Genomic DNA, 23,278 nt, shown 5'->3' with positions numbered 1-23,278 from the left:
AACAAGAGAAAAACGGTGGGTATTGTACCCTACAGCAAATATGCGGAGAAGTTTTGCACAAACAAAAAAGTGCGGTCGAAAAACACTGTGAATTTCGACCGCACTTTAAGAGAAAAATCACCCCGAGAGATTAACCGTTGTAACGTTTGAACACGAGGCTGGCGTTAGTACCGCCGAAGCCGAAGCTGTTGGACATCACGGTCTGCAAACCGGCGTTTTCGACAGTTTCAGTGACGATGTTACAACCTTGCGCCTGTTCGTCCAGGGTCTCAATGTTAATGCTTGGCGCGATGAAATCATTGTGTAACATTAACAACGTATAAATGGCTTCATGGGCGCCGGCTGCGCCTAAAGAGTGACCGGTCATGGATTTAGTGGAAGAAATTGCCGGGATTTTATTGCCGAATACATTCTTAATTGCACCCAATTCTTTCACGTCACCCACCGGAGTAGAGGTACCGTGTACGTTGATGTAATCGATTGGCGCATCCAAACCTGCCATCGCTTGTTTCATACAGCGTTCTGCGCCTTCACCGCTCGGTGCAACCATATCATAGCCGTCGGAAGTGGCGCCATAGCCCACGATTTCCGCATAAATTTTCGCACCGCGTGCTAACGCGTGTTCCAATTCTTCTACCACCACAACCGCGCCGCCGCCGGCAATCACGAAGCCGTCACGATTAGCATCGTAGGCACGGGAGGCTTTGGTCGGGGTGTCGTTGTATTTGGTTGAAACGGCACCCATGGCGTCGAATTCAGTGGCGCATTCCCAAGATAACTCTTCCGCGCCACCGGCGAAAACGATGTCTTGTTTGCCTAATTGAATTAATTCGTAAGCGTTACCGATACAGTGTGCGGAAGTGGCACACGCGGAACTGATACTGTAACTGACACCTTTGATTTTATATGGGGTCGCCAAACAGGCGGACACGCTGGACGCCATGGTTTTGGTTACCGCATAAGGGCCGATGGCTTTCACTCCGCGCGGACCGCGTACGGCGTCACAAGCAATTAATTGGTTATGGGCGGAACCCGTACCTGCGCCGATCACCAAACCGGAGCGTTCGTTAGAGACCTGTTCTTCCGTTAAGCCGGCATCTTCGATGGCTTCTTTCATAGAAAGATACGCATAAGCGGCGGCATCACCCATGAAACGATAAATTTTGCGATCAATTAACTCGCTCGGGTTAAGTTTAACGGTGCCCGCCACCTGGCTGCGCATTTTCATTTCGATAAATTCGGGAACCACTTCGATACCGGATTTACCGGCTTTTAACGAAGCCAATACTTCTTCTTTATTGTTACCAATACTTGAAATGATACCAAATCCGGTAATTACGACTCTTTTCATTCTCTGTTCCTTAATCTGTTAGAGGGAAATTCGACTTACATATGTTAGCTGAAAGGCAATTTACTATGAAATCAAAATATTGCAAGCATTAATTATAACGTTAGACCAGTTAGGCAGAATCGGCGTATCATATAGCCATCTTGAAAATTAACAGAGGAAAGCAAGTCCAATGCGCGTTATTACTCACGCCGACATCAGGTTTAACCAAGAAAACACGCCCGTTTCCAACCAATTTGATGACGTCTATTTTTCCAATCAGGACGGATTGGAAGAAAGTCGTTACGTTTTCCAACAAGGAAACCGATTATGGCAGCGCTGGCAACACCATGAACAGGCACATTTCGTCATTGCGGAAACCGGCTTCGGCACGGGGCTGAACTTTTTTGCCGTAACTACCCTCTTTCGCGAATTTCGCCACCAATTTCCACGAGCGAAATTACAACGTTTATTTTTCCTTTCTTTTGAAAAATACCCGCTGAGCTCGCAAGCCTTAAAACACGCTCATGCGCATTACCCGCAATTTACCGCCCTCACCGAACAACTACAGGCGTATTGGCTGGAACCCATTGAAGGCTGCTATCGTTTTCATTTTGAAGAAACCACCCTTGATTTATGGTTCGGCGATATTCACGCTAATTTGCCGCAACTTGGTGATTATATGCGGGAGAAAATCGACGCTTGGTTTTTAGACGGTTTCGCGCCGAGCAAAAATCTCGAAATGTGGAACGAAGGACTGTACGCACAAATGTATCGCTATACCAAACCGCACGGCACCTTCGCCACCTTCACCACAGCAAGCGCGGTGCGCAAGGGCTTGGAAAATGCGGGATTCAGCGTGCAAAAACGCAAAGGTTACGGCAAAAAACGGGAATGTCTGGCGGGCGAAAAAACGCTTGTAAAACCCACCGCACTTTTTACGCCCTGGTATCTTCCGCAAGCGGCAGAGTTTCAAGAAAAAGCCGATGTTGCCATTATCGGCGGAGGCGTGGCATCGGTGTTTACTACCCTTTCCTTAATGCAACGCGGTGCTAAAGTCACCTTATATTGCGAAGACCCGCAACCGGCGATGAACGCTTCCGGCAACAAACAAGGCGCCTTTTATCCGCAACTTAGTGATGATGACGAACGCAACATTCGCTTTTACATTCACGCCTTTGCTTACGGCTTACAACTGCTACACGAAGCGGAAAAACGAATTGACTTTGAACATGAATTTTGCGGCGTGGCATTGTGCGGCTATAACGAAAAAAGTGCGGTCAAATTACACCACATTTCGCAATATCGCTTGCCCACCGCGCTTTATCAAACCTTAACGCAGGCAGAACTAAGCGAGAAAGTCGGCTTGCCGCTGCCTTGTGGCGGTGGATTTATCCCCCAAGGGGCATGGCTCGCCCCACAACAACTGGTGCAAAATCTTTTTACGCATTTGGAAAAACAGGGGTTGACCATAAAAACGCGGGAAAAAATGACCGCACTTTTATGGCGGAACGAACACTGGCAACTCACCAATGAACGGGGTGAGCAATTTCAGCATCAAATTGTGATGCTGGCGAACGGTCATCAGCTTCATCGGTTCCCGCAAACACAACATTTGCCGCTCTACGCCGTGCGCGGTCAGGTCAGCCAAATTCCTACCTCGGCAAATTTACTGAAACTGAAATCCGTGCTCTGTTACGACGGTTACCTCACCCCGGCGGATCGGGCAAAAACCAGCCATTGCATCGGTGCCAGTCATGTGCGTGATTGCGCCGATCGTCGCTTTAGAGAGCAGGAACAGCGGGAAAATCAGGAAAAAATCCAACGAAATTTAGCCGAAATGTCTTGGGTGAAGGACGTGGATACCTCCGCCAATTTGGCACGAATCGGCGTGCGTTGCGCCGTACGGGATCGTATTCCGATGATGGGCAACGTACCTGACTTCGATCGCCAATGTGCGGATTACAAAAATCTATTTAATCTCCGTCGCCGCAAACAGCCAATCCCACCCGCCGCCTATTATCCGAACCTTTACTTAATCGGCGGCCTCGGTTCACGCGGCTTAACCTCCGCTCCGATCCTGGGCGAAACCTTGGCATCATTAATCCACAATGAACCGCTCCCGCTGAGTGAAAACTTAATTCACCACCTATCAGCAAGTCGCAGCTGGATACGTAAACTGCTGAAAGGTACGTCTCTTGAAAATCTCTAAATACCTGCATGATATGAAAGCCTATTCCAGCGAATAGGCTGATTTTCTGCAAAACCCAAACAATCATGACATATATCAAATAAGTCTAATATAACTTATCTTTATCCTTGCAAAGGAAACGAATTTCATTATCATTACGCGAATTATTTTCATTTATCCACAGAAGTAAAATTCGCATACCGAAGGTCACATATGAGTAAATTAAAATTTAGGCTACCTACCCTCTCCTCTCATATTATTTTCCTTGCTTTAAGTATTTCAACTGCCTATGCCGAAAACGACAAACAGGAAAAATTAAATGAGATTGTGGTTTCAGGTAGCAGTGAAGGCAATGGAAATTCTGATGATAGAACCCCGCCCAAAATCGGTGAAACGGTTAAAAGTGCGAAAAAATTAGAAAAGCAACAAGCTCAAGATGTAAAAGATTTGGTTCGTTATGACACCGGTGTAACGGTAGTCGAAGCTGGGCGTTTCGGCAATAGCGGCTTTGCTGTGCGTGGTGTGGAAGAAAATCGGGTGGCGATTCAAATTGACGGACTGGCACAAGCAGAAACCATCTCATCACAAGGTTTTAAAGAATTATTTGAAGGTTACGGTAATTTTAATAATACACGTAATAGTGCAGAAATTGAGACACTAAAACAAGTTACGATCCGAAAAGGGGCCGATTCTTTAAAATCAGGTAGTGGCGCATTAGGTGGTTCGGTCAGTTTTGAAACCAAAGATGCACGCGACTATTTGACCGATAAAAACTATTATGCTTCCTACAAGCGGGGCTACAACACAGCAGATAATCAAAATCTCAATACGCTAACGCTTGCCGGTCGCTATAAATATTTTGACGCGATTGCTGTTCTTACATCACGCAAAGGACATGAATTAGAAAACTTCGGTTACAAAAACTACAACGAGAGAGTTCAGGGAAAAACCAGAGAGAAGGCCGATCCCTATCGCCGTACCTTAGACAGTACATTGTTGAAATTCGCATTTCAACCAACAGATAATCACCGTTTCTCCGTTATGGCAGATTTATATAAGCAAACCTCTAAAGGACATGATTTTTCTTACACATTAAAGCCAAATACTCAATTTAGAACCTATGATGAGGAAGAGTTACGTCACACCAATGATAAAGTAGAACGTAAAAATTCGCCTTTACTTATGAAAACTTCACAACAACACCGCTTTGGGATACGTTGAAAATCACCTATTCCCAACAAAAAATTACAACCCGAGCAAGAACAGATGATTATTGCGATGGAAATGATAAGTGCCCTACCTCACAAAATAAGTTAGGTATGAAATATAATGAGGACAATAAACTTGTCGGTAGTGATAATAAATTAGCCAAATATACAAATACTCCGGCACAAACAAAAACAATAAAAGAGCAAGTCCCTTTAGATCCAAGTAGCACTGCAAAATACCGGTGGCAAAAAGCACAATGGCATGTACTGGAACAAAAATATCCGGGGGTAAAATATTCTAAATACTGTGAAGAAGACGAAACAGATCCGAGTAATTTCTGTACTGTTGAATTGAAAATCCCCGGAGCACCGGCTAAAAAATCCTTTGAAATAAACGGAAAAGAATACGATTTAAAATCGGAAGAGGTCATTGGTGATGAACAAACTCTGACAACAAATACTTCACATATATTAAGCTGTGATGCTATAAACTGTAATAAAAAAACGATTGGAGGTTTTCAACGTGATGGAACACCGGTTGATATTCCATTCGAAGTTTTTGAACGTGATGGTAAAAAATATGCCAAAACTAAAATAATGAGTAAGGATCAATTAAGCGGACCGGTATTCTTCGTGCCAAATAAATCCGGCTATCAAGAAAACTTATGGACTCAGCGTGATCTTACAACCAAAACAAAGCAGATCAATATTGATTTAACAAAGCATATTGAAATCTCCGGTACAGAACATGATCTGTCCTATGGTGGGTTGTGGGCAGAGTCTAAAAAAGAAATGATAAATATTTCAGGCATCAGTGCTAGAAATATAAAGTGGTGGGCTCAATATCCTAAAGATTGTTCACCTTCAATAAGTAATCCGGATCGCTACAATGCACTTTGCAATAGAAAGAATGTTTATTCTTTCCTAATTCCTGTGAAAACTAAAACAGGCGCACTATACTTTATTGACGATTTCAAATTAAATGATTACATAAGTTTCGGTATCGGTTACCGTTATGACCGTGTGAAATATAATCCGGAATATATCCCCGGCGTCACTCCAAAAATTCCTGATGATCTGGTAACTAATCTGTATATAACAGATCCAAAGTTTGATCCATCCGATTTAACATCTCCTGAAAATCAGGCAAGACGGGAAGCTAACGCAAACGCGAATATCAAAAAAATTGCACAGCCGAAAAAGTTCTCTGCCAGCTCGTATTCATTGAATACGACGGTAGATCCACTGGATTGGTTACGTTTGCAGGCGAAATATAGCAAAGCATTCCGGGCGCCAACTGGTGATGAAATTTATTTTACCTTTAAACACCCTGATTTCTCTGTATTACCCAATAAGGATCTTGCGCAAGAAACAGCAAAAACTAAAGAATTGTCTATAACCTTACATAATGATATGGGCTATGTTTCTACGTCTGTGTTTGAGACCCGATATAATAACTTCATTGATTTGGTATACAAAGGCAACAAACAACTACAAGGGCATTCCAAGTTACGCCCGTTTAATGTATATCAAAATATAAACAGACCTAATGCAAAAGTAACGGGCTTTGAAATCGTATCTCAAATTTCTTTGAATGATTTGGCAAAAATCCTTAATGGATTTAATTTAAGTTATAAATACACTTACCAAAAAGGGAGAATGGATGGCGGTATTCCGATGAACGCAATTCAGCCCAGAACTGCTGTTTATGGTATAGGTTATGTTCATTCTGATGATAAATTCGGTTTAGATTTATATATAACTCATGCCGGAGCAAAACAAGCTAAAGATACTTACAACATGTACCACAAAGAGGAGGGTAAAAAGGACAGCTCCATCAAATGGCGTAGTAATTCTTATACAACGATTGATTTACTTGGTTATATTAAACCAATCAAAAACTTAACTTTAAGGGCCGGAGTATATAATCTCACAAACAGAAAATATATTACTTGGGATTCTGCAAGATCAATTCGCCCGTTTGGTACAAGTAATCTGATTGACCAAAAGAGCGGATTGGGTATCAACCGCTTCAATGCACCGGGTCGTAATTATAGACTTTCAATGCAACTTGAATTCTAACCAAACAAAAAGGAGAAGCCCTCGCTTCCCCTTTTCTTTTGCCTCAAAAGTGCGGTCGTTTTAAAAAACGTTTTTCAAAACGACCGCACTTTTATTTGATTTGGCATTAGTTTACGCCGCTACCATCACCATTGCCGGGCGGATGACTCGTCCGTTTAATAGATAACCTTTTTGTAATACGGCGGTGATTTGGTTGCTTTCAAAGCCTTCCGCCGGTTGCATGGAAATGGCTTGGTGTAATTCCGGGTTGAAGGCTTCACCGACGGCGCCGACAGGTTCAATACCGAAACGGGCAACCGTTGCCAATAATTCTTTTAAAGTCAGTTTAACGCCATCAAACAGCGCTTTTACGCTTTCATCTTCGGTATTTGCCGAGGTGGCGAGTGCGCGTTCTAAGTTATCAATGGTATTTAAAATGTCTTTGGCAAATTTTTCCAAAGCAAATTTATGCGCTTTTTCAATGTCTTGTTCGGTACGACGACGGATATTATCAATTTCGGCACGGGTGCGTAGCAATAAATCCTGTTCTTTTTTTGACGTTTCGGCAAGTTGCGCTTCTAACTCCTGAACGCGCGCAATGGCTTCTTCCAGCGGGTCTTCACCCTGTTCTTTTACCTCATCAACAACGTCTTCCTGTTGCATCTCTTGTTCCAATTCGTGCTGATTATCTGCGCTTTGGTGGTTTGTCATTCTTATTTCTCCTTGAGTCAAATTTGGGCGATTATAGCAAAAAATCTTAAACTTACCATGTGCGCCGACTGGCAAGCAAAAGGCGTTCTGTTGTAATATAATGCCCAATTTTCCGAATTCAAGTTAATCACAAGATAAATATGGATACCTTAAATGCGGTGAAACCGCAAACTTTACACACGTCATTTCAGACCATTGGTTTGGTGGGGAAACCGAGAAATGACCTAAACCTGCAAATGCATAAAAACTTGTTTTTTTGGCTGTTGGAGCACGGTTATCACGTTCTGGTTGAGCGGGAAATCGGGGAAAAAATCGAACTTCCGCCAGAACACTTGGCGTCCGTCGATGAAATCGGCAGCGAAGCGCAGCTTGCCATTGTTATCGGCGGTGACGGCAATATGCTGGGGCGTGCGCGAATCCTTGCCAAATACGACATTCCGCTTATCGGCATTAATCGCGGAAACTTAGGTTTTCTAACGGACATTGACCCGAAAAACGCCTACGCACAGTTGCAAGCCTGTTTGGAACACGGCGAGTTTTTTGTGGAAGAACGCTTTTTATTGCAAGCCTCCATTGAGCGGGATAATGAAATTGTCGCAAGCGGCATCGCCGTTAATGAAGCGGTCATTCACCCGGCAAAAATCGCCCACATGATTGATTTTCATGTACACATTAACGATCAATTCGCCTTTTCCCAACGTTCCGACGGTTTAATCATTTCCACCCCCACCGGTTCCACCGCTTATTCGCTGTCCGCCGGCGGTCCGATTTTAACGCCGAAACTGGATGCCATTGCGTTGGTGCCGATGTTTCCGCACACCCTGACTTCACGCCCTTTGGTCATTGACGGCAACAGCAAAATTTCCATGCGTTTCGCCGAATACAATACGTCACAACTGGAAGTGGGCTGCGACAGCCAAATCGCCATGCCGTTCTCCCCTTATGATGTGGTGCATATTCAAAAAAGCGAACATAAACTGCGCTTACTGCATCTAAAAAACTACAATTATTACAAAGTATTAAGTTCCAAATTAGGTTGGTTACGCAATAAATCCTAGCACAATAAAAATCCGCTTTACTGTATATTAGAACAGTATTATACTGACAAACATACAGTAAAGAGGATTGTTTATGTTAACCCAACTCACTATCAATAATTTTGCTATCGTACGCCATTTAAACATTGAATTAATGCAAGGCATGTCCGTGATTACGGGCGAAACCGGTGCAGGAAAATCCATTGCCATCGATGCCTTGGGCGTTTGTTTGGGGCAACGCACGGAAGCTGCCATGCTGCGCGAAGGTCAGGAACGCGCCGACATTTGCGCCACCTTTCAAATAAGCCGAAACAATCCCGCCTACCAATTTCTGCTGGATCACGACTTGCAGGATCAAGATAATCCCGAAGAATGTATTTTGCGTCGCATGATTAATCATGACGGACGTTCCAAAAGTTTTATTAACGGCATTCCCGTCGCTGCCGCACAGCTCAAAGAAATCGGACAACACCTCATTCAAATCAGCGGGCAACACGCCTCACAATTGTTATTAAAAAATGAATATCAGCTACAGCTGGTGGATAATTTTTGTCATCACCCCGTCCTTTTACAACAGATGCAAACGGATTACCAAACCTGGCGCGATTTGCAACAGCAAGTAAAAACTTTTCAACAAAAATGTGCGGAAAATGAAGCCCGAAAGCAACTTTTGCAATATCAAGTCAGCGAACTGGATGAATTCAATTTGAAAGCCAATGAATATGCGGAATTGGAGGCGGATCATAACCGTTTGTCCAATAGCGAAGAATTGACCCAACTTTCGCAATCCGTATTACAACTGTTAAGCGAAAATGAAACGGTGAGCGTAGATTCCCTGCTCTATCGTGCCACAAAACATTTAGACGAGCTTTGCGAACTGGATAATCGTTATGCGGAAGTACAAAATTTACTTAACGAGGCGATGATTCAGGTGCAGGAAGCCGCAGCGGAAATACAATCGTTAAGCAGCAATATTGAACAGGATCCTGCTCTCTTGGCGGATATTGAACAACGTATGGGACAAGCGGTTCAACTGGCACGCAAACATAATGTAAAACCACAGGAATTGGTAGAATTGCACCACCAATTAAAAGCGGAATTAAATGCGTTGGAAGCGTTTTCCGACAGCGAAGACGAACTCATTAAGCAAGCGGAAACGGCGCATGAAAAAATGCTTGCCAGCGCCACCGCACTCCATCAAAGTCGCCAAAACGGCGCGCAAAAACTGGCGCAACAAGTGACCAAATCCATTAAACAGCTCGCCATGGAACACGCGGAATTTTTCATTACGTTGAGCACGGACTACGACAAAATCGGGGCAAACGGCGCGGATTTCGCCACATTCACGTTGCAAAGTAACCTGGGGCAAACCGCCCAACCACTCGCCAAAATCGCTTCCGGCGGTGAGCTTTCCCGCATTGCGCTAGCGATTCAGGTGCAAGCCTCCAACCAAACGGCGATTCCGACCTTAATTTTCGACGAAATTGATGTGGGTATCAGCGGAGCCACCGCCAACGTGGTCGGAAAATTATTACGAAAACTCAGTGAGAAATGCCAGGTCATTTGCGTTACCCATTTGCCGCAAGTCGCCTGCCATGGCACACATCATTTTTCTGTGGAAAAATCCACCGTCGATCAAAAAACGGAAACAAAAATGACCGCACTTTCCGCCCAACAACGGGTGAAAGCGTTGGCGAAATTATTGGGCGGAAGCAAAATCACCGATGCTGTTTTAGCCAACGCACAGGAAATGTTAGATACTTCGACACAATAAAAGAAAACAAAAAATTGGGCAACGAAAGCCCAATTTTTCAATGAGAAACAAAAGAAGGAAAATCAGAAGCGGTATGCTAAACCGGTGAAGAATACAAGAGGATCCAATTTAACTTTTACTTCATGAGACGCCCCTAGCGCTTTAAATTTAGCGGTTGTTTTAATTTTGGTGTACCACATCGCGGTATTTAGATACACGTTATCGGTTAATTTAATATCAATACCAGCATTTAATATAGGGCTGAAAGAGTGTTTTTTCACATCAAGATCAGTAATAGCACTTACCATCGGTTTTGCACTAAAGAAGCGGGTATAGTTAATACCTGCCCCGACATAAGGACGGGAACCGGAATCTTGATCTAAGAAATAATATTGAGCATACAGGCTAGGCGGCAATTGTTTAAGTTTAACCACATCACCTAAACCTAATTTAAGCGCCGGTACAGTTGCACTAATTTTATGGGAAAAAGGCGTTGCACCCAATAACTCAATACCAAAGTTGTCAGTGAACATATAAGTGCCGGTTAAACCTAACTGTGCGTTATCTCCAACATCTAAATTCACATTAATCGGGGTTTTAGTGACTGAATCGGAGTTGGCAGAAACAAAAATACCACCACCACGAACAATAAAGCTGCCTGCTTCATGGGCATTTACCGCTCCCATTGCTAAAACAGACGCCAAACCTAAAATAATTTTGTGCTTTTGCATAATGAACTCCTAAAAATTATTGTAATGTTTATCCCTAATAAAAATGTGTTTATTAAGCGCGGTGAAATATACCACTTTATGAGTAATCCGATATGTGAAATCAAATTTTTGGAAATTAGAGAAAATAATTTGGAGAATCTACATCATTTTTACCTCATACCTCGTAAGGAAAGCATTGTTTTAAATCAAAATGGAGTTTTTTATGCTTTTATCTCAAAAGGACAGTATAATTAAACACTTTATTTCACATCAAATTGAGTAGATGAAATGTCAATTAACTTTACCCAAATCATGAAAGATAGCTTCCATTTCATACAAAATGAAAAACAAAACGTCATTATATTGTCGACACTCTATTTCTTTGCCATCATCACCATAGCATTGTTGCAATCGTCAATGCTGCCAAATGAAATCATTATTTCCTTAACCGAAAAACAAATCTCTCCTGCGATGTCAGAAGGACAAGCTATAGATTTAGTAATCTTCTTTTTTCTGAAACAAATTATCTATATTTTTATCAGTGCATGGTGCTTGGTGAGTATTCACCAAATCAGTCTGCGTCACTTTAATACATTGCAACACAGCTTCTCCATAACCTTAAAACGTATTTGGGGAGTAATTTTGATTAGCTTTGTGATATTTATTCCAATCTTCATCGGACTAACCGAAGCGATAATTGCAATTCAACAGAAAATACAGCCATCAATCGTCTCACTACTTGCTATCATTATCGGTATTGGATTATACATTCGCCTCTGTTTAGCACCGGTGCATTACTTGCTGACAGATGACACCATGAGCACTGCCGGAAAAACGATATGGCGCGCTGCTATCGGGCGCGTTTCTATGTTAGTTATTTTCTGCTTACTCATCTATGTTCTCATACCAATGACAGAAAATTTTCTTGTCAGTTTTTCAACTAATTCAATCATGGCGTTGATTACGGGTATCATGGTGGCATTCTTGAATATCTTTGCATTAATTGTCACCTACCGTTTTTACACACGCTTTATTCAAAAGGTATAATACAAATGAAACAACTCCTTGAATTTATTCCGCTTATTTTATTCTTCGCCGTGTACAAATTAATGGGTATTCGCGAAGCGGCAGTCACCTTGGTGATTGCCACCATTGTGCAATTTATCATTTTAAAAGTGAAATACGGCAAAATTGAAACTCAGCAAAAATTCGTTGCCGGCGCGGTGGTTTTCTTTGGTACGCTGACCGCTTATTTCAACGATCTTGAATTTTTAAAATGGAAAGTCACGATTATCTACGCCCTTTTTGCTTTGGTATTATTAATCGCTCAGTTTGGTTTCAAAAAACTGCTCATCAAACAATTGCTCGGTAAAGAAATCGAATTACCGGAAGCCGTGTGGAAAAATGTAAATCTCGGCTGGAGCGGGTTCTTCATTTTGTGTATGCTGGTGAACATTTATATCAGCCAGTATCTCTCCGACGATATTTGGGTGGATTTTAAATCCTTCGGTATTATCGGCATGACGTTTGTTGCCACTTTCATTACCGGTCTTTATATTTACCGTTATTTACCTAAAAACGAACAGGAACAAACAAAGGAATAAATTATGGCACATCAACCGGTTGATCCAAGAAACGCCCAACCGCACGGTACGTTATTGTTAAGAACCTTGGCAATGCCTTCCGACACCAACGCCAACGGCGATATTTTCGGCGGCTGGATTATGTCGCAAATGGATATGGGCGGCGCCATTCTCGCCAAAGAAATTGCCCACGGGCGTGTGGTAACCGTAGCGGTAGAAAGTATGAACTTCATCCGTCCGGTGACGGTCGGAGATGTGGTGTGCTGTTATGGACGTTGTTTATATGTGGGTCGCAGTTCGCTCAAAATCAAAGTGGAAGTGTGGGTGAAAAAAGTGGCAAGCGAACCCATCGGCGAACGTTATTGCGTTACCGAAGCGGTATTTACCTTCGTCGCCGTGAATAACGAAGGCAAATCCAGAGCGATTCCCCGTGAAAACAATCACGAATTGGATAACGCCTTAGCACAAATTCAAGCCAATCAAACGGAGAAATAATCATGTACTACGTTATTTTTGCGCAAGACAAACCGAATACCCTAGCACAGCGTTTGAGCGTGCGTGAGCAACATCTCGCGCGCTTAACCCAATTACAGGCGGAAAATCGTTTACTCACCGCCGGTCCGAATCCGGCAATTGATGATGAAAACCCGGGCGACGCGGGTTTTTCAGGCTCTACCGTCATCGCCCGATTTGACGGCCTGCAAGCCGCAAAAGACTGGGCAGCACAGGATCCTTATGTAGAAGCCGGCGTATATGGCGAAGTGATTGTTAAACCGTTTAAGAAAGTGTTTTAATCAATAGCGGCAGTTTGGTAGATAATTCCTAATGGATAACACTTAACAGATAGCGAGCGTCTCCCGACCACAGCTGTTCGAAACATCGTAATTCATTGATATTTTTAAATACCTTGCCTTCCTCCGTTTACGGGGGACAAAACGCAATGCGTTTTGAGCGTTGGCTTTGCCAACGACCCCAAAGGGGTGAGCAAGTGAGTTTCCGAGCTTGCGAATAACGTGCCCGAAGGGCGGAAGGGGGGGTTTATCTTGATGTTTTCACAAGATCATGCTTAAAAATTGAGATTTTGCCCCCCTCAGGGCTTCGCCCGGCTCCCCCCGTGAACGAGGGGAACCAAGTTTTTTTCTTTTTATATAAAATAGTTACAATGTTTCGAACAGTTGTGGTCTCCTGACGCGTGCCTTCTGCATTTTAGAATAAAAAGTATGCGTCGGGACGCACACTATCCATAAACAACGCCACCAATAAACGGATTCCGCATGAAACTCAAAGACCTCATCAAAGCGCCGCCCGCCGAGGGCTACATCAAAAATTCATCGAATTTAGTGACCGCACTTTTTATTCTGGCGGGCGTGTTGTACTACCCCACCAACGGCTACGGTGCGGTGATTGCCCTTGCCGTCGCGCTTATCGTGCTCATCGGACAGAAAATGCTCATCGGGCAAGCCAATAAAGATTTCGCCGAGATGCAATTTGCCGAAAAGCAATTTCCGCAAACGCAGAATTTGGATTATGTGCGTTTCATTCATGCCCGCGCCACACAAATTTTAAATGATAACAAAGTGTTATCGGAAAAAGGCAAAAAGGAACTCCACCGCCTGCTCAGGTTCGCCGACGCCACGCTGGCGGAAAACAACGAACAAATCCCCCCGCCATACAACGCCGTCTTCAGCGACATCGACGGCACGCTGCTCAACAACGAACATAAAATCACCCCGAAGACGGAAGACGCCATCAAAAACGTGCTCAAACTGGGGATTCCGTTTATTCCCGTCTCCGCCCGTCCGCCTTACGCCATTACCCCTTATACGGAACAGCTTGGTGCACAGCACGGCATGATTTGTTATAGCGGCGCGTTAATTTTAGATAAAAATCTGACCGCACTTTACAGCGTGATTCTCGAACCTCAGGATCTACAAAAACTGAACGAACTGATGGCGGATTTCGCCCACCTTTCCATCAGTTACTACGCCGGGTTGGATTGGTTCTGTAACGATGTCAACAATGATTGGATTAAACAGGAAAGCACCATCACCGGCTTAAACGCCGCACCGATGCCGGACAACCTTACGGAAGTGCATAAACTCTTAATCATGGGCGATACGGATGAAATCCAAGCGGTGGAACCCGTGTTGAAACAGGCATTGCCGCATTTAAGCATTCACCGTTCCAAAAACGAATATTTGGAAATCATGAACTCAGCCGCCACCAAAGCCAAAGCCATTCAATTTATGGAACAGCACCTCGGCACCACGGCGGAGCAGGTCATTGCTTTCGGCGATAATTTCAACGATTTGGATATGTTGCAATACGCCGGTTTAAGCGTCGCCATGGGGAATGCCCCCGACGCCGTCAAACAGGCGGCAAAAGAAGTCACCGCCAACAATAACGAAGACGGCATTGCCTTAGTACTCAATCGGGTATTTGGTCAGTAAAATTTAACGTGGGAAATGACCGCACTTTTCGTTCCGATGACAAAACTTGAAGCAAAAACTGTGACGGAGATCACGTATCTTGGACATGCGTAAATTGCGTTTGCCTGTTGCATTTCGTAAAATGACTCACCCATTTACTTCATTCAGTGTGAGAATTTTCACATCACGCCGGTTCCGGGATATTTTAACCACGATGAAGTTAGATGCTTAACCTACCAATAAAATTCGTTCCCATTTTTTATGGGAAACAAATAAAATAGGCGGAATTTTAATTTACTTTGAGGTTTTTATGGACATTTTAATTAGCATTATCGGTATTTTTGTGCTGTTAGGGATTGCGGTTTTATTCTCTAATAACCGTAAGGCGATAAATTTACGTACTGTTTTCGGTGCCCTGGCAATCCAAATCGCTATTGGTGCTTTCGTGCTTTATGTGGATAAGGGACGTGAAGCGTTAAAAGCCGCTTCCGATTTTATCGGGAAAATCATCGGGTTCGGGAATGAGGGAATTAGTTTTGTGTTCGGTGGTCTGACCGATCCGAGCCAAAGTTTTGGCTTTATCTTTGCCGTGAAAGTACTACCCGTCATTATCTTCTTCTCCGCATTAATTTCACTCCTTTACTATATCGGCATCATGCAATGGGTTATTAAGCTTATCGGTGGTGGATTACAAAAATTATTAGGCACCTCAAAAGCCGAATCCATGTCTGCCGCAGCGAATATTTTCGTCGGTCAAACAGAAGCACCATTAATCGTCAAGCCATTCATTGGTCGCATGACGCAATCCGAATTATTCACAGTTATGGTCGGTGGTGTGGCGTCTATTGCAGGTTCCGTTATGGCAGGCTATGCAGGTATGGGCGTGCCGTTGACTTACTTGATCGCGGCATCCTTCATGGCAGCACCGGGTGGTTTATTGTTTGCCAAAATCATGTTTCCACAAACGGAAAAAACCGATGACGCATTAAAAGAAGATGCGAATGTGGAAAAACCGTCCAACGCCATTGAGGCCTTGGCAAACGGTGCACGTGATGGCATGCATTTAGCAATGAATGTAGGCGCAATGCTGATTGCTTTCGTTTCTGTTATCGCCTTAATTAACTGGATTTTAAGCAGTTTCGGTGGATTTTTTGGCGAACCGAATTTGACCTTACAAGTGATTTTAGGATGGATCTTTAAACCTCTGGCCTATTTAATCGGGATTCCTTGGAATGAATCAGCTGTAGCAGGTCAGATGATCGGTCTGAAATTAGCGGTCAATGAATTCGTCGGCTACCTGGAATTCACTAAATATTTGCAACCTGATGCGGCAATAGTATTAAGCGATAAAACCAAAGCAATTATCACCTTTGCCCTTTGTGGTTTCGCCAACTTCAGCTCCATCGCGATTTTAATCGGCGGCTTGGGCGGAATGGCACCAAATCGCCGTAGTGATGTTGCCCGCTTAGGTTTAAAAGCCGTAGTTGCCGGTTCATTATCCAACTTAATGAGCGCAACCATTGCCGGTTTATTTATTGGTTTAAGTGGTGCCGTGCTATAAAGTGCGGTATGATTTAACGACGTTTTTTATGACGACACCACGATGCGTTCGTGGTGTCGTCGTTTATAGGCAGCGAAAACGTTTGCTTGGAATTTTGTTCAACGTAATCTAATAAAAGGAAAACACTATGACTCCACATATTAACGCACCTGCCGGTGCATTTGCCGATGCCGTATTAATGCCGGGCGACCCGCTCCGTGCAAAATATATCGCTGAAACCTTTTTAGACGATGTGAAAGAAGTGACTAATGTACGCAATATGCTGGGCTTCACAGGCACTTATAAGGGCCGTCGCATTTCCGTCATGGCGCACGGTATGGGAATTCCGTCTTGCTCCATTTATGCGAAAGAATTGATCACTGAGTACGGCGTAAAAAAACTCATCCGCGTGGGTTCCTGTGGTGCCGTACGTATGGACGTTAAAGTGCGTGATGTGGTTATCGGCGTTGGCGCCTGTACCGATTCCAAAGTAAACCGTATCCGTTTTAAAGACAATGATTTCGCTGCTATCGCCGATTTTGGTTTAACTCAGGCAGCTGTACAGGCGGCAAAAGCGTTGGGCGTGAAGGCACGTGTCGGCAATTTATTCTCTGCCGATTTATTCTATACCCCGGATGTGGCAATGTTCGACGTGATGGAAAAATATGGCATTCTCGGCGTGGAAATGGAAGCGGCGGGTATTTATGGTGTAGCGGCAGAATACGGCGCCCGTGCATTAACTATCTGCACCGTTTCCGACCATATCCGCACTCATGAACAAACCAGTGCGGAAGAACGTCAATTAACCTTTAATGAAATGATTAAGATTGCATTAGAAGCCATATTAATTGACGATAAAGAAGCATAATTTTATTTAATTATTTTTTGAACGCGAAAGTGCGGTCAAAAATCTCGATGTTTCGTAGCAAAGACTTAGTTTTTGTATTTGCTACGATTTTATTTATGAAGATGTTAATTATCAGTAATAAAAATGTTATATTTTCTACTGTTTTTTTATCATTTATGTAAATTGTGACTGAACTAATTTATAAAGTTATTGTCTTCCTGACTGATCAGTAGAATTTTTAAACAACATTCTGCAATTTATAATAAATCCATGGAATAAACTAAAAAATGAAGCGACCGTCTTATCTATTTAAGATGGTATTTATGAGTGGAATTTCGCTCTCAACAATACCATTTGCACACGCCAATCAATCTCCAATTGATCTTGAACGGGAAAAAATTATTATCTTTTCCAGACAGGGCGATAGCGAATTAAAACAAGCTATTCCCCAATTAGAAAAACTCTTTGAACGCACTAAAGATCTCAAAGTCCGTGATGATTTAATCGCCCTTTATTTGCGTAATAATCAATCTGTACACGCCTTAAAGGTATGTGAATTCTGCACACCGACGAAATTTTCCGAAAGTGAGTTGGAAAATCTGGGAAAAGCTGCCCGTAATGAAAAACAATTCCAACGTTCTTTTGAACTGTATTCAGAGTTAGCAAAAAAATATCCGCAAAATCCTAATGGGTTATTAGGCAAAGTCTTGGTGGCAACCGAATTAAAAAATTATACGGTGGCAAAAGACGCGCTCACTAACTACAAAAAACGTTTTGGTGAAAATGCAGCTTATTGGGATGCCAACAGTTATTTATTGGATTTTACCCAATCCGATATGGCAAAATTGGGGCGTTGGCAGCGTGAATTGTCAAGAAATCCGAAAAATACCCATCTTGCCGGTAATCTTTATCGGCTTGCCTCAAAATACAACATTCATCCGTTGCAGAAAAAATTACAAGCGGAATATCCTGATTTGTTTAGTGAAAAAGATTTGCTTTGGTACGAGCATGATAAAATCATCGCATCAGCAAAAAATGCCAAAAATAATAGAAAGCATTTAAAAAATTCATTCGCAGGATTGACCGCACTTTTACAGAAAATTGATCCGGCCCATCCGCTTTATCAACAAACATTAATAGATCGATTTGTATTAGGTGTGCAATTACATGAATTTGATGCCGTTCGTGATGATTATGCCACTTTAAAAGCGTTACCGACCCCGTCGGCTTATTTGCGCGAAGCTTTTGCCGATTATGAACTGGCACATGCGTCACCGCATAAAGCCTTGGCAATATATCAATCTTTTGCACAGCCCGCTTTAGATAAGAAAGCGCCGGTAAGTGATGAGCTTTTGTTAAAAATGTTTTCTGCCGCCAGTGACGCAGGTGAATTCGCTTTGGCACAGCACTATTTAGAACAGATTAACAGCTCACCTTATGTAAATGATTATACTCATACATCACGGGTTCCGAATCCGTCATATGATGAGCGTTATTTCGGTTTGGCACGCTTGGCATTATGGCGTGGCAATGCAGGTTTGGCGCAGAAAATGATTGATGAACGTGCATTGGATAAAACCCCGGGGGATGGTTGGGTACTATTGCAAAAAGCCGAGTTGGAACGTAATCGTTACAATTTTGATGAGGCTAAAGAATGGGCGAATAAAGCAGGCGTTTTCTTTATTGAATCCGACCAAAAATATGTTCGTCATGCCTTAATTGAAATCGCATTACGTCAAAATGATTTACCAACGGCGAAACGTTTGATTCAGGAAATGAGCCCTGAAGAAATGGATTCGGTCAAACCCTTGATAGAGCGTTATGAATTGGCGCATAAAGGGCGTATTGTAGGAAGCGTTAATCTACAGCACCGCACTTCTGCACCGACCAAACAACATAATGAATCCACTCAAGATTACGCGATTTACACGCCAAAAACCGCAGAGGGGCACGATCTTTATGTGCGCTATACGGAAAGCCGCGTACCGGTGGATGGCAATTCACTCAATGCACAATTTATTGGTGCGGGTACCGAACTGAATTTCTATCCGCTTAATGTGCGTATCGAAGCCGGCAAAGGCATTAAACTCAGCAAACGCGGTTATGTGGCATCCGATTTAAGTTATGAGTTAAATCAGCGTTGGGCATTTAATTTGCGTGGACATATTAACGGCACCGATGTTCCGTCAAGAGCAGCTGCGCAAAATGTTTATACCAAAGGTGGCGGCGCATCGGTGGTTTACACCTATTCTGATCTGTTCCAATTGGGCGGTGGTGTTTATTTTTCCCGCTTTACTGACAGTAATTTAAGACGTGATGCTAATGTATGGCTGAATACAAAAACCTTTAAGTATGATCGTTGGGCGCTAACCAACAATTTCCGCGTGGATTATACGCGAAACAAAACCGTTCAATCGGCGGATTATTACAACCCGATAAAAGCAGTCAGTTACGAAGTGGGCGGTGATTTGAGTTATTACCAACCGTTTGATTATGCGCTGATTCTGACCCATCACTTGAAAGGCAACTTTGGTGCTTATAAACAGCAGACACAACAGCGTAGTAAAACCTGGTCAGTGAGTTACGGGCATGAATGGCGTATTGGTAAACAATATGGCTTTTTATATGAAATCGGACGTAAAAAGAATATTTATGACGGTAATCCCGAATTTAATAACTTTGGTAACCTCTCTTTCTCACTTTATTATTAGTACTCGGTAGCTATTATGAAAATTTTACAAAAATTATTCCAAATTATTGTCGTTTCATTTGTGTTTATCACCGGTGTAGCATCTGCTCAGGATAGATACGGCGTGCTGGCGTATCACTCAGTAGTGGATGATACGGCCGCAAAAGAAGAAAAACAGTATTTCCCGCAAACCATTTCTACCAATTTGTTAATTAGCCATTTTAACTGGTTAAAAGATAATGGTTATAACGTGGTAAGCTGGCAACAGATTATTGATGCGGAAAACGGCAAAAGTACTTTGCCGGAAAAAGCGGTGGTGCTTTCTTTTGATGATGGCTATGCCACCATGTACAACGTGATTTATCCGATTCTAAAAGCCTATAATTATCCCGCCGTGTTTGCCCCGGTGAGCAGTTGGTTAGATACCCCGGTAAACCGATTAATTCCTTATGCCAACATCAAGCTTCCACGTAACGTTTTTGTCACTTGGGATCAAGTGCGTGAAATGGAACAAAGTGGCTTGGTGGAAATCGCCTCCCATACGGATGATTTACACCATGGTGTACGCGCTAATCCGGCGGGCAGCCAACTTCCGGCGGTGGTGGCACCGGAATATAAAAATAATCGATACGAGAGCAAAACAGAGTATAAAAATCGTTTAGTTCAGGATTTTTCCCGCTCATCAAAAAGTATTCAACGTCAAATCGGTAAGAAACCGCGCATTATGGTATGGCCTTACGGGCAGTTTAATGACGTTGCCATAGACGCGGCGAAGCAATCGGGAATGACGCATCACTTTGCTTTAGGGCAGAAAATTATTAATAAAATTGGCGATAAATACGTCGGTCGTTTATTGATTGATACGGAAACCGGTTTCTCTACCATTAAAAATTTCCTTGATGGCGTGGATGATGAAAGTAAATTGATGCGCATAGTCCATATTGATCTCGACTCTCTTTATAACGCCGATAAAAAACAACAGGCCAAGAATTTTGATAAATTAATTGAGCGTATGTATCGTTATGGTATTACCACGGTTTATCTGAAAGCGTTTTCCGATCCGGACGGCGATGGCGTTGCCGATGCCTTGTATTTCCCGAATCGTTACTTACCGGTGCGGGATGATATTTTCAGTCAAATTGCCTGGCAGCTCAGAACCCGTGCCAACGTGAAGGTATATGCGTGGATGCCGGTATTGGCGTTTGACTTGCGCAATTATGTTAAAGAGGCAACCTATGTGGTGGATCACCGCACAAACCAACCGGCGAAAGATAAATACTTACGCCTTTCGCCGTATGACCGAAAGAATGTGGAGATGATTAAGTCTATTTATAATGACTTGTCCTTCTATGCAAAATTTGACGGAATTTTATTCCACGATGATGCGTTTTTAACGGATTTTGAAGGCGTGAAAAGCCATAGCGAAGGCGTGAGTGCCGCTGCAAAACAAAAAACGTTGGATTTAATTAGCGTGACTGATGAGCTGACGAATGCGCTGAAACCTTATTTTCTAAGTAGTACGCCCGCCCTAAAAACCGTGCGTAGCTTGCATGCGTCGGTGATTACCAATCCGAAAGCGGAAGAATGGTTTGCCCAAAACCTGGCTACCTTAACCAAGCATTACGACACCACGGCAATTATGGCGATGCCTTACATGGAACATGATCAGGTAATTTCCGCCAAACAAGCAGAAAAATGGTTTGACGCCCTGATTCAGCAGGTCAAAGCACAGGCACCGTTAAATAAAGTGTTATTTGAATTCCAGTCGGTGAATTGGAAAACCAAACAGCCAATTCCTGAAACGGAATTAATTAGCTGGATTGAATTGTTGCAGCGCAACGGTATCTATAGCTACGGCTACTATCCGGACAATTTTGTTGCGGATCAGCCGAATATGCAAAAAATGAGACGTTATATGTCTCTAAATACTCAAGCAGGCAAACCATAGGGATTGGTATGAGTGTATTCGAAATATTAAGTATTTTCGTCTTTGTCTATCCTGCCGGTATGGCGATTTACTGGTTCATGGCAGGTACCTGTTACTATTTATTTAAGGAAGGCAAATTAAACGAACCGATTTCCCGTTATTTACCGGGTGAGCAAGTACCTATGATTAGCCTCATGGTGCCTTGTTATAACGAGGGCAATAATCTTGATGAATCCATACCGCACTTGCTTCAGCTGAGATACCCGAATTACGAACTCATTTTTATTAATGATGGCAGTAAGGATAATACCGCTGAAGTCATTGATCGCTGGGCGGCGAAAGAACCTCGAATCACTGCATTGCACCAAGAAAATCAAGGCAAAGCCAGTGCATTGAATCATGGTTTAACGGTTGCCAAAGGAAAATACGTTGCCTGTATTGACGGTGATGCGGTATTGGATTACTACGCATTGGACTACATGGTTCAAGCCTTGGAGCAAGATCCGAAATATGCTGCTACCACAGGTAATCCGCGTGTACGTAACCGTAGTACTATTTTGGGGCGTTTACAGGTATCCGAGTTCAGTTCTATTATCGGCTTAATTAAACGGGCACAAGGTCTAATGGGCACGATTTTTACCGTTTCCGGCGTGTGTTGTTTATTCCGTAAAGATGTCATGGAAGAAATCGGTGGATGGAGTACCAACATGATCACCGAAGACATTGATATTAGCTGGAAAATTCAAATTGCCGGTTACAACATCATGTACGAACCACGCGCACTCTGCTGGGTGCTTATGCCGGAAAGCATAAAAGGGCTTTATAAACAGCGTTTGCGTTGGGCGCAAGGCGGTGCGGAAACCATCATGAAGTACTTTCCGAAAGTATGGCATTGGCGGAATCGTCGCTTGTGGCCAATGTATATTGAGTATTTTGCTACCGTTATTTGGGCATTTCTTTGGGTGTTACTTGCTGTTATTGCCTTAATTCAAAAATATATATTTGACATCAGTATTGAAAATATGGGGCTGTTTGAAACTAACATTTCCATTATGTTCTTCGCTTTCTTTTTACAGTGTCTGTTAAGTTTGTATATTGATTCACGATATGAACGCAACTTACTACGTTATGGTTTATCTTGTATTTGGTATCCTTATGTCTATTGGCTATTAAATACCGTGACGTTATTGGTTGGTATCCCTAAGGCGATTTTCCGAAACAAATCAAAATTTGCCGTATGGACCAGCCCGGATAGAGGAGTATAA

Annotated in this window: 16 protein-coding genes and 1 pseudogene; 14 read left to right on the top strand and 3 right to left on the bottom strand. The window is 43.0% G+C overall.

The window, feature by feature from the left end:
* Positions 1-130 precede the first annotated feature (130 nt).
* Positions 131-1,351: a beta-ketoacyl-ACP synthase I gene (gene fabB, locus DK423_RS07735; protein WP_061885969.1), complete on the bottom strand. Its 1,221-nt coding sequence runs from the start codon at positions 1,349-1,351 to the stop codon at positions 131-133.
* A 169-nt stretch (positions 1,352-1,520) separates the two neighbouring features.
* Here fabB and mnmC point away from each other — a divergent pair, with 169 nt between their 5' ends.
* Positions 1,521-3,539: a bifunctional tRNA (5-methylaminomethyl-2-thiouridine)(34)-methyltransferase MnmD/FAD-dependent 5-carboxymethylaminomethyl-2-thiouridine(34) oxidoreductase MnmC gene (mnmC, locus tag DK423_RS07730; protein ID WP_005559578.1), complete on the top strand. Its 2,019-nt coding sequence runs from the start codon at positions 1,521-1,523 to the stop codon at positions 3,537-3,539.
* Between the two features lie 192 nt (positions 3,540-3,731).
* Positions 3,732-6,808, top strand: a pseudogene (locus DK423_RS07725) (TonB-dependent hemoglobin/transferrin/lactoferrin family receptor).
* Positions 6,809-6,919: 111 nt separating this feature from the next.
* Here DK423_RS07725 and grpE read toward each other — a convergent pair.
* Positions 6,920-7,498 carry a nucleotide exchange factor GrpE gene (gene grpE / locus DK423_RS07720; RefSeq protein WP_005559582.1) on the bottom strand — a complete coding sequence of 193 codons (579 nt, stop codon included), beginning with the start codon at positions 7,496-7,498 and terminating at the stop codon, positions 6,920-6,922.
* Between the two features lie 140 nt (positions 7,499-7,638).
* Here grpE and DK423_RS07715 point away from each other — a divergent pair, with 140 nt between their 5' ends.
* Positions 7,639-8,556 carry an NAD(+) kinase gene (locus DK423_RS07715; RefSeq protein ID WP_005559584.1) on the top strand — a complete coding sequence of 306 codons (918 nt, stop codon included), beginning with the start codon at positions 7,639-7,641 and terminating at the stop codon, positions 8,554-8,556.
* A gap of 73 nt (positions 8,557-8,629) precedes the next feature.
* Positions 8,630-10,309, top strand: a complete 1,680-nt coding sequence (gene recN, locus DK423_RS07710; RefSeq protein WP_005559586.1) for a DNA repair protein RecN — start codon at positions 8,630-8,632, stop codon at positions 10,307-10,309.
* A 62-nt stretch (positions 10,310-10,371) separates the two neighbouring features.
* On the opposite strand, the gene DK423_RS07705 is transcribed toward recN, so the two are convergent.
* The gene (locus tag DK423_RS07705) at positions 10,372-11,019 is read right to left on the bottom strand and encodes an OmpW/AlkL family protein (protein ID WP_005559588.1); all 648 of its coding nucleotides are present in this window, start codon (positions 11,017-11,019) and stop codon (positions 10,372-10,374) included.
* A 267-nt stretch (positions 11,020-11,286) separates the two neighbouring features.
* On the opposite strand from DK423_RS07705, the gene DK423_RS07695 reads away from it, so the two are divergent.
* From DK423_RS07695 to pgaC, 10 genes are all read left to right on the top strand, one after another.
* The gene (locus DK423_RS07695) at positions 11,287-12,045 is read left to right on the top strand and encodes a hypothetical protein (RefSeq protein WP_005559591.1); all 759 of its coding nucleotides are present in this window, start codon (positions 11,287-11,289) and stop codon (positions 12,043-12,045) included.
* Between the two features lie 5 nt (positions 12,046-12,050).
* Positions 12,051-12,602, top strand: a complete 552-nt coding sequence (locus DK423_RS07690) for a septation protein A (protein WP_005559593.1) — start codon at positions 12,051-12,053, stop codon at positions 12,600-12,602.
* 3 nt (positions 12,603-12,605) lie between these two features.
* Positions 12,606-13,076 carry an acyl-CoA thioester hydrolase YciA gene (yciA, locus tag DK423_RS07685; RefSeq protein ID WP_005577840.1) on the top strand — a complete coding sequence of 157 codons (471 nt, stop codon included), beginning with the start codon at positions 12,606-12,608 and terminating at the stop codon, positions 13,074-13,076.
* Between the two features lie 2 nt (positions 13,077-13,078).
* Positions 13,079-13,375 (top strand): YciI family protein, encoded by a 297-nt coding sequence (locus DK423_RS07680; protein WP_109043941.1) that lies wholly within the window; start codon positions 13,079-13,081, stop codon positions 13,373-13,375.
* Between the two features lie 480 nt (positions 13,376-13,855).
* Positions 13,856-15,031, top strand: a complete 1,176-nt coding sequence (locus DK423_RS07675) for a Cof-type HAD-IIB family hydrolase (protein ID WP_005557819.1) — start codon at positions 13,856-13,858, stop codon at positions 15,029-15,031.
* A gap of 289 nt (positions 15,032-15,320) precedes the next feature.
* Complete coding sequence (locus tag DK423_RS07670; protein WP_109043940.1) at positions 15,321-16,571, top strand: NupC/NupG family nucleoside CNT transporter; 1,251 nt, start codon at positions 15,321-15,323, stop codon at positions 16,569-16,571.
* A 127-nt stretch (positions 16,572-16,698) separates the two neighbouring features.
* On the top strand, positions 16,699-17,418 hold the full coding sequence (deoD, locus tag DK423_RS07665) for a purine-nucleoside phosphorylase (protein ID WP_005557816.1): 720 nt from the start codon (positions 16,699-16,701) through the stop codon (positions 17,416-17,418).
* Positions 17,419-17,720: 302 nt separating this feature from the next.
* Complete coding sequence (pgaA, locus tag DK423_RS07660) at positions 17,721-20,108, top strand: poly-beta-1,6 N-acetyl-D-glucosamine export porin PgaA (RefSeq protein ID WP_005557814.1); 2,388 nt, start codon at positions 17,721-17,723, stop codon at positions 20,106-20,108.
* 15 nt (positions 20,109-20,123) lie between these two features.
* Positions 20,124-22,034 carry a poly-beta-1,6-N-acetyl-D-glucosamine N-deacetylase PgaB gene (gene pgaB / locus DK423_RS07655; protein ID WP_005557811.1) on the top strand — a complete coding sequence of 637 codons (1,911 nt, stop codon included), beginning with the start codon at positions 20,124-20,126 and terminating at the stop codon, positions 22,032-22,034.
* Positions 22,035-22,042: 8 nt separating this feature from the next.
* Positions 22,043-23,278, top strand: coding sequence for a poly-beta-1,6-N-acetyl-D-glucosamine synthase (pgaC, locus tag DK423_RS07650; RefSeq protein ID WP_005557809.1), 1,236 nt, complete (start codon positions 22,043-22,045; stop codon positions 23,276-23,278).

The organism is Aggregatibacter actinomycetemcomitans, assembly GCF_003130205.1.
Taxonomy (GTDB): domain Bacteria; phylum Pseudomonadota; class Gammaproteobacteria; order Enterobacterales; family Pasteurellaceae; genus Aggregatibacter; species Aggregatibacter actinomycetemcomitans_A.
Note: the sequence above shows the minus strand (reverse complement) of the source record. Positions and strands in the feature narration are given on the sequence as shown.

Bases quoted from the DNA above. Each gene is read 5' to 3' on its own strand.
- fabB (WP_061885969.1), bottom strand. From the start codon at position 1,351: ATGAAAAGAGTCGTAATTACCGGATTTGGTATCATTTCAAGTATTGGT.
- mnmC (WP_005559578.1), top strand. From the start codon at position 1,521: ATGCGCGTTATTACTCACGCCGACATCAGGTTTAACCAAGAAAACACG.
- grpE (WP_005559582.1), bottom strand. From the start codon at position 7,498: ATGACAAACCACCAAAGCGCAGATAATCAGCACGAATTGGAACAAGAG.
- DK423_RS07715 (WP_005559584.1), top strand. From the start codon at position 7,639: ATGGATACCTTAAATGCGGTGAAACCGCAAACTTTACACACGTCATTT.
- recN (WP_005559586.1), top strand. From the start codon at position 8,630: ATGTTAACCCAACTCACTATCAATAATTTTGCTATCGTACGCCATTTA.
- DK423_RS07705 (WP_005559588.1), bottom strand. From the start codon at position 11,019: ATGCAAAAGCACAAAATTATTTTAGGTTTGGCGTCTGTTTTAGCAATG.
- DK423_RS07695 (WP_005559591.1), top strand. From the start codon at position 11,287: ATGTCAATTAACTTTACCCAAATCATGAAAGATAGCTTCCATTTCATA.
- DK423_RS07690 (WP_005559593.1), top strand. From the start codon at position 12,051: ATGAAACAACTCCTTGAATTTATTCCGCTTATTTTATTCTTCGCCGTG.
- yciA (WP_005577840.1), top strand. From the start codon at position 12,606: ATGGCACATCAACCGGTTGATCCAAGAAACGCCCAACCGCACGGTACG.
- DK423_RS07680 (WP_109043941.1), top strand. From the start codon at position 13,079: ATGTACTACGTTATTTTTGCGCAAGACAAACCGAATACCCTAGCACAG.
- DK423_RS07675 (WP_005557819.1), top strand. From the start codon at position 13,856: ATGAAACTCAAAGACCTCATCAAAGCGCCGCCCGCCGAGGGCTACATC.
- DK423_RS07670 (WP_109043940.1), top strand. From the start codon at position 15,321: ATGGACATTTTAATTAGCATTATCGGTATTTTTGTGCTGTTAGGGATT.
- deoD (WP_005557816.1), top strand. From the start codon at position 16,699: ATGACTCCACATATTAACGCACCTGCCGGTGCATTTGCCGATGCCGTA.
- pgaA (WP_005557814.1), top strand. From the start codon at position 17,721: ATGAGTGGAATTTCGCTCTCAACAATACCATTTGCACACGCCAATCAA.
- pgaB (WP_005557811.1), top strand. From the start codon at position 20,124: ATGAAAATTTTACAAAAATTATTCCAAATTATTGTCGTTTCATTTGTG.
- pgaC (WP_005557809.1), top strand. From the start codon at position 22,043: ATGAGTGTATTCGAAATATTAAGTATTTTCGTCTTTGTCTATCCTGCC.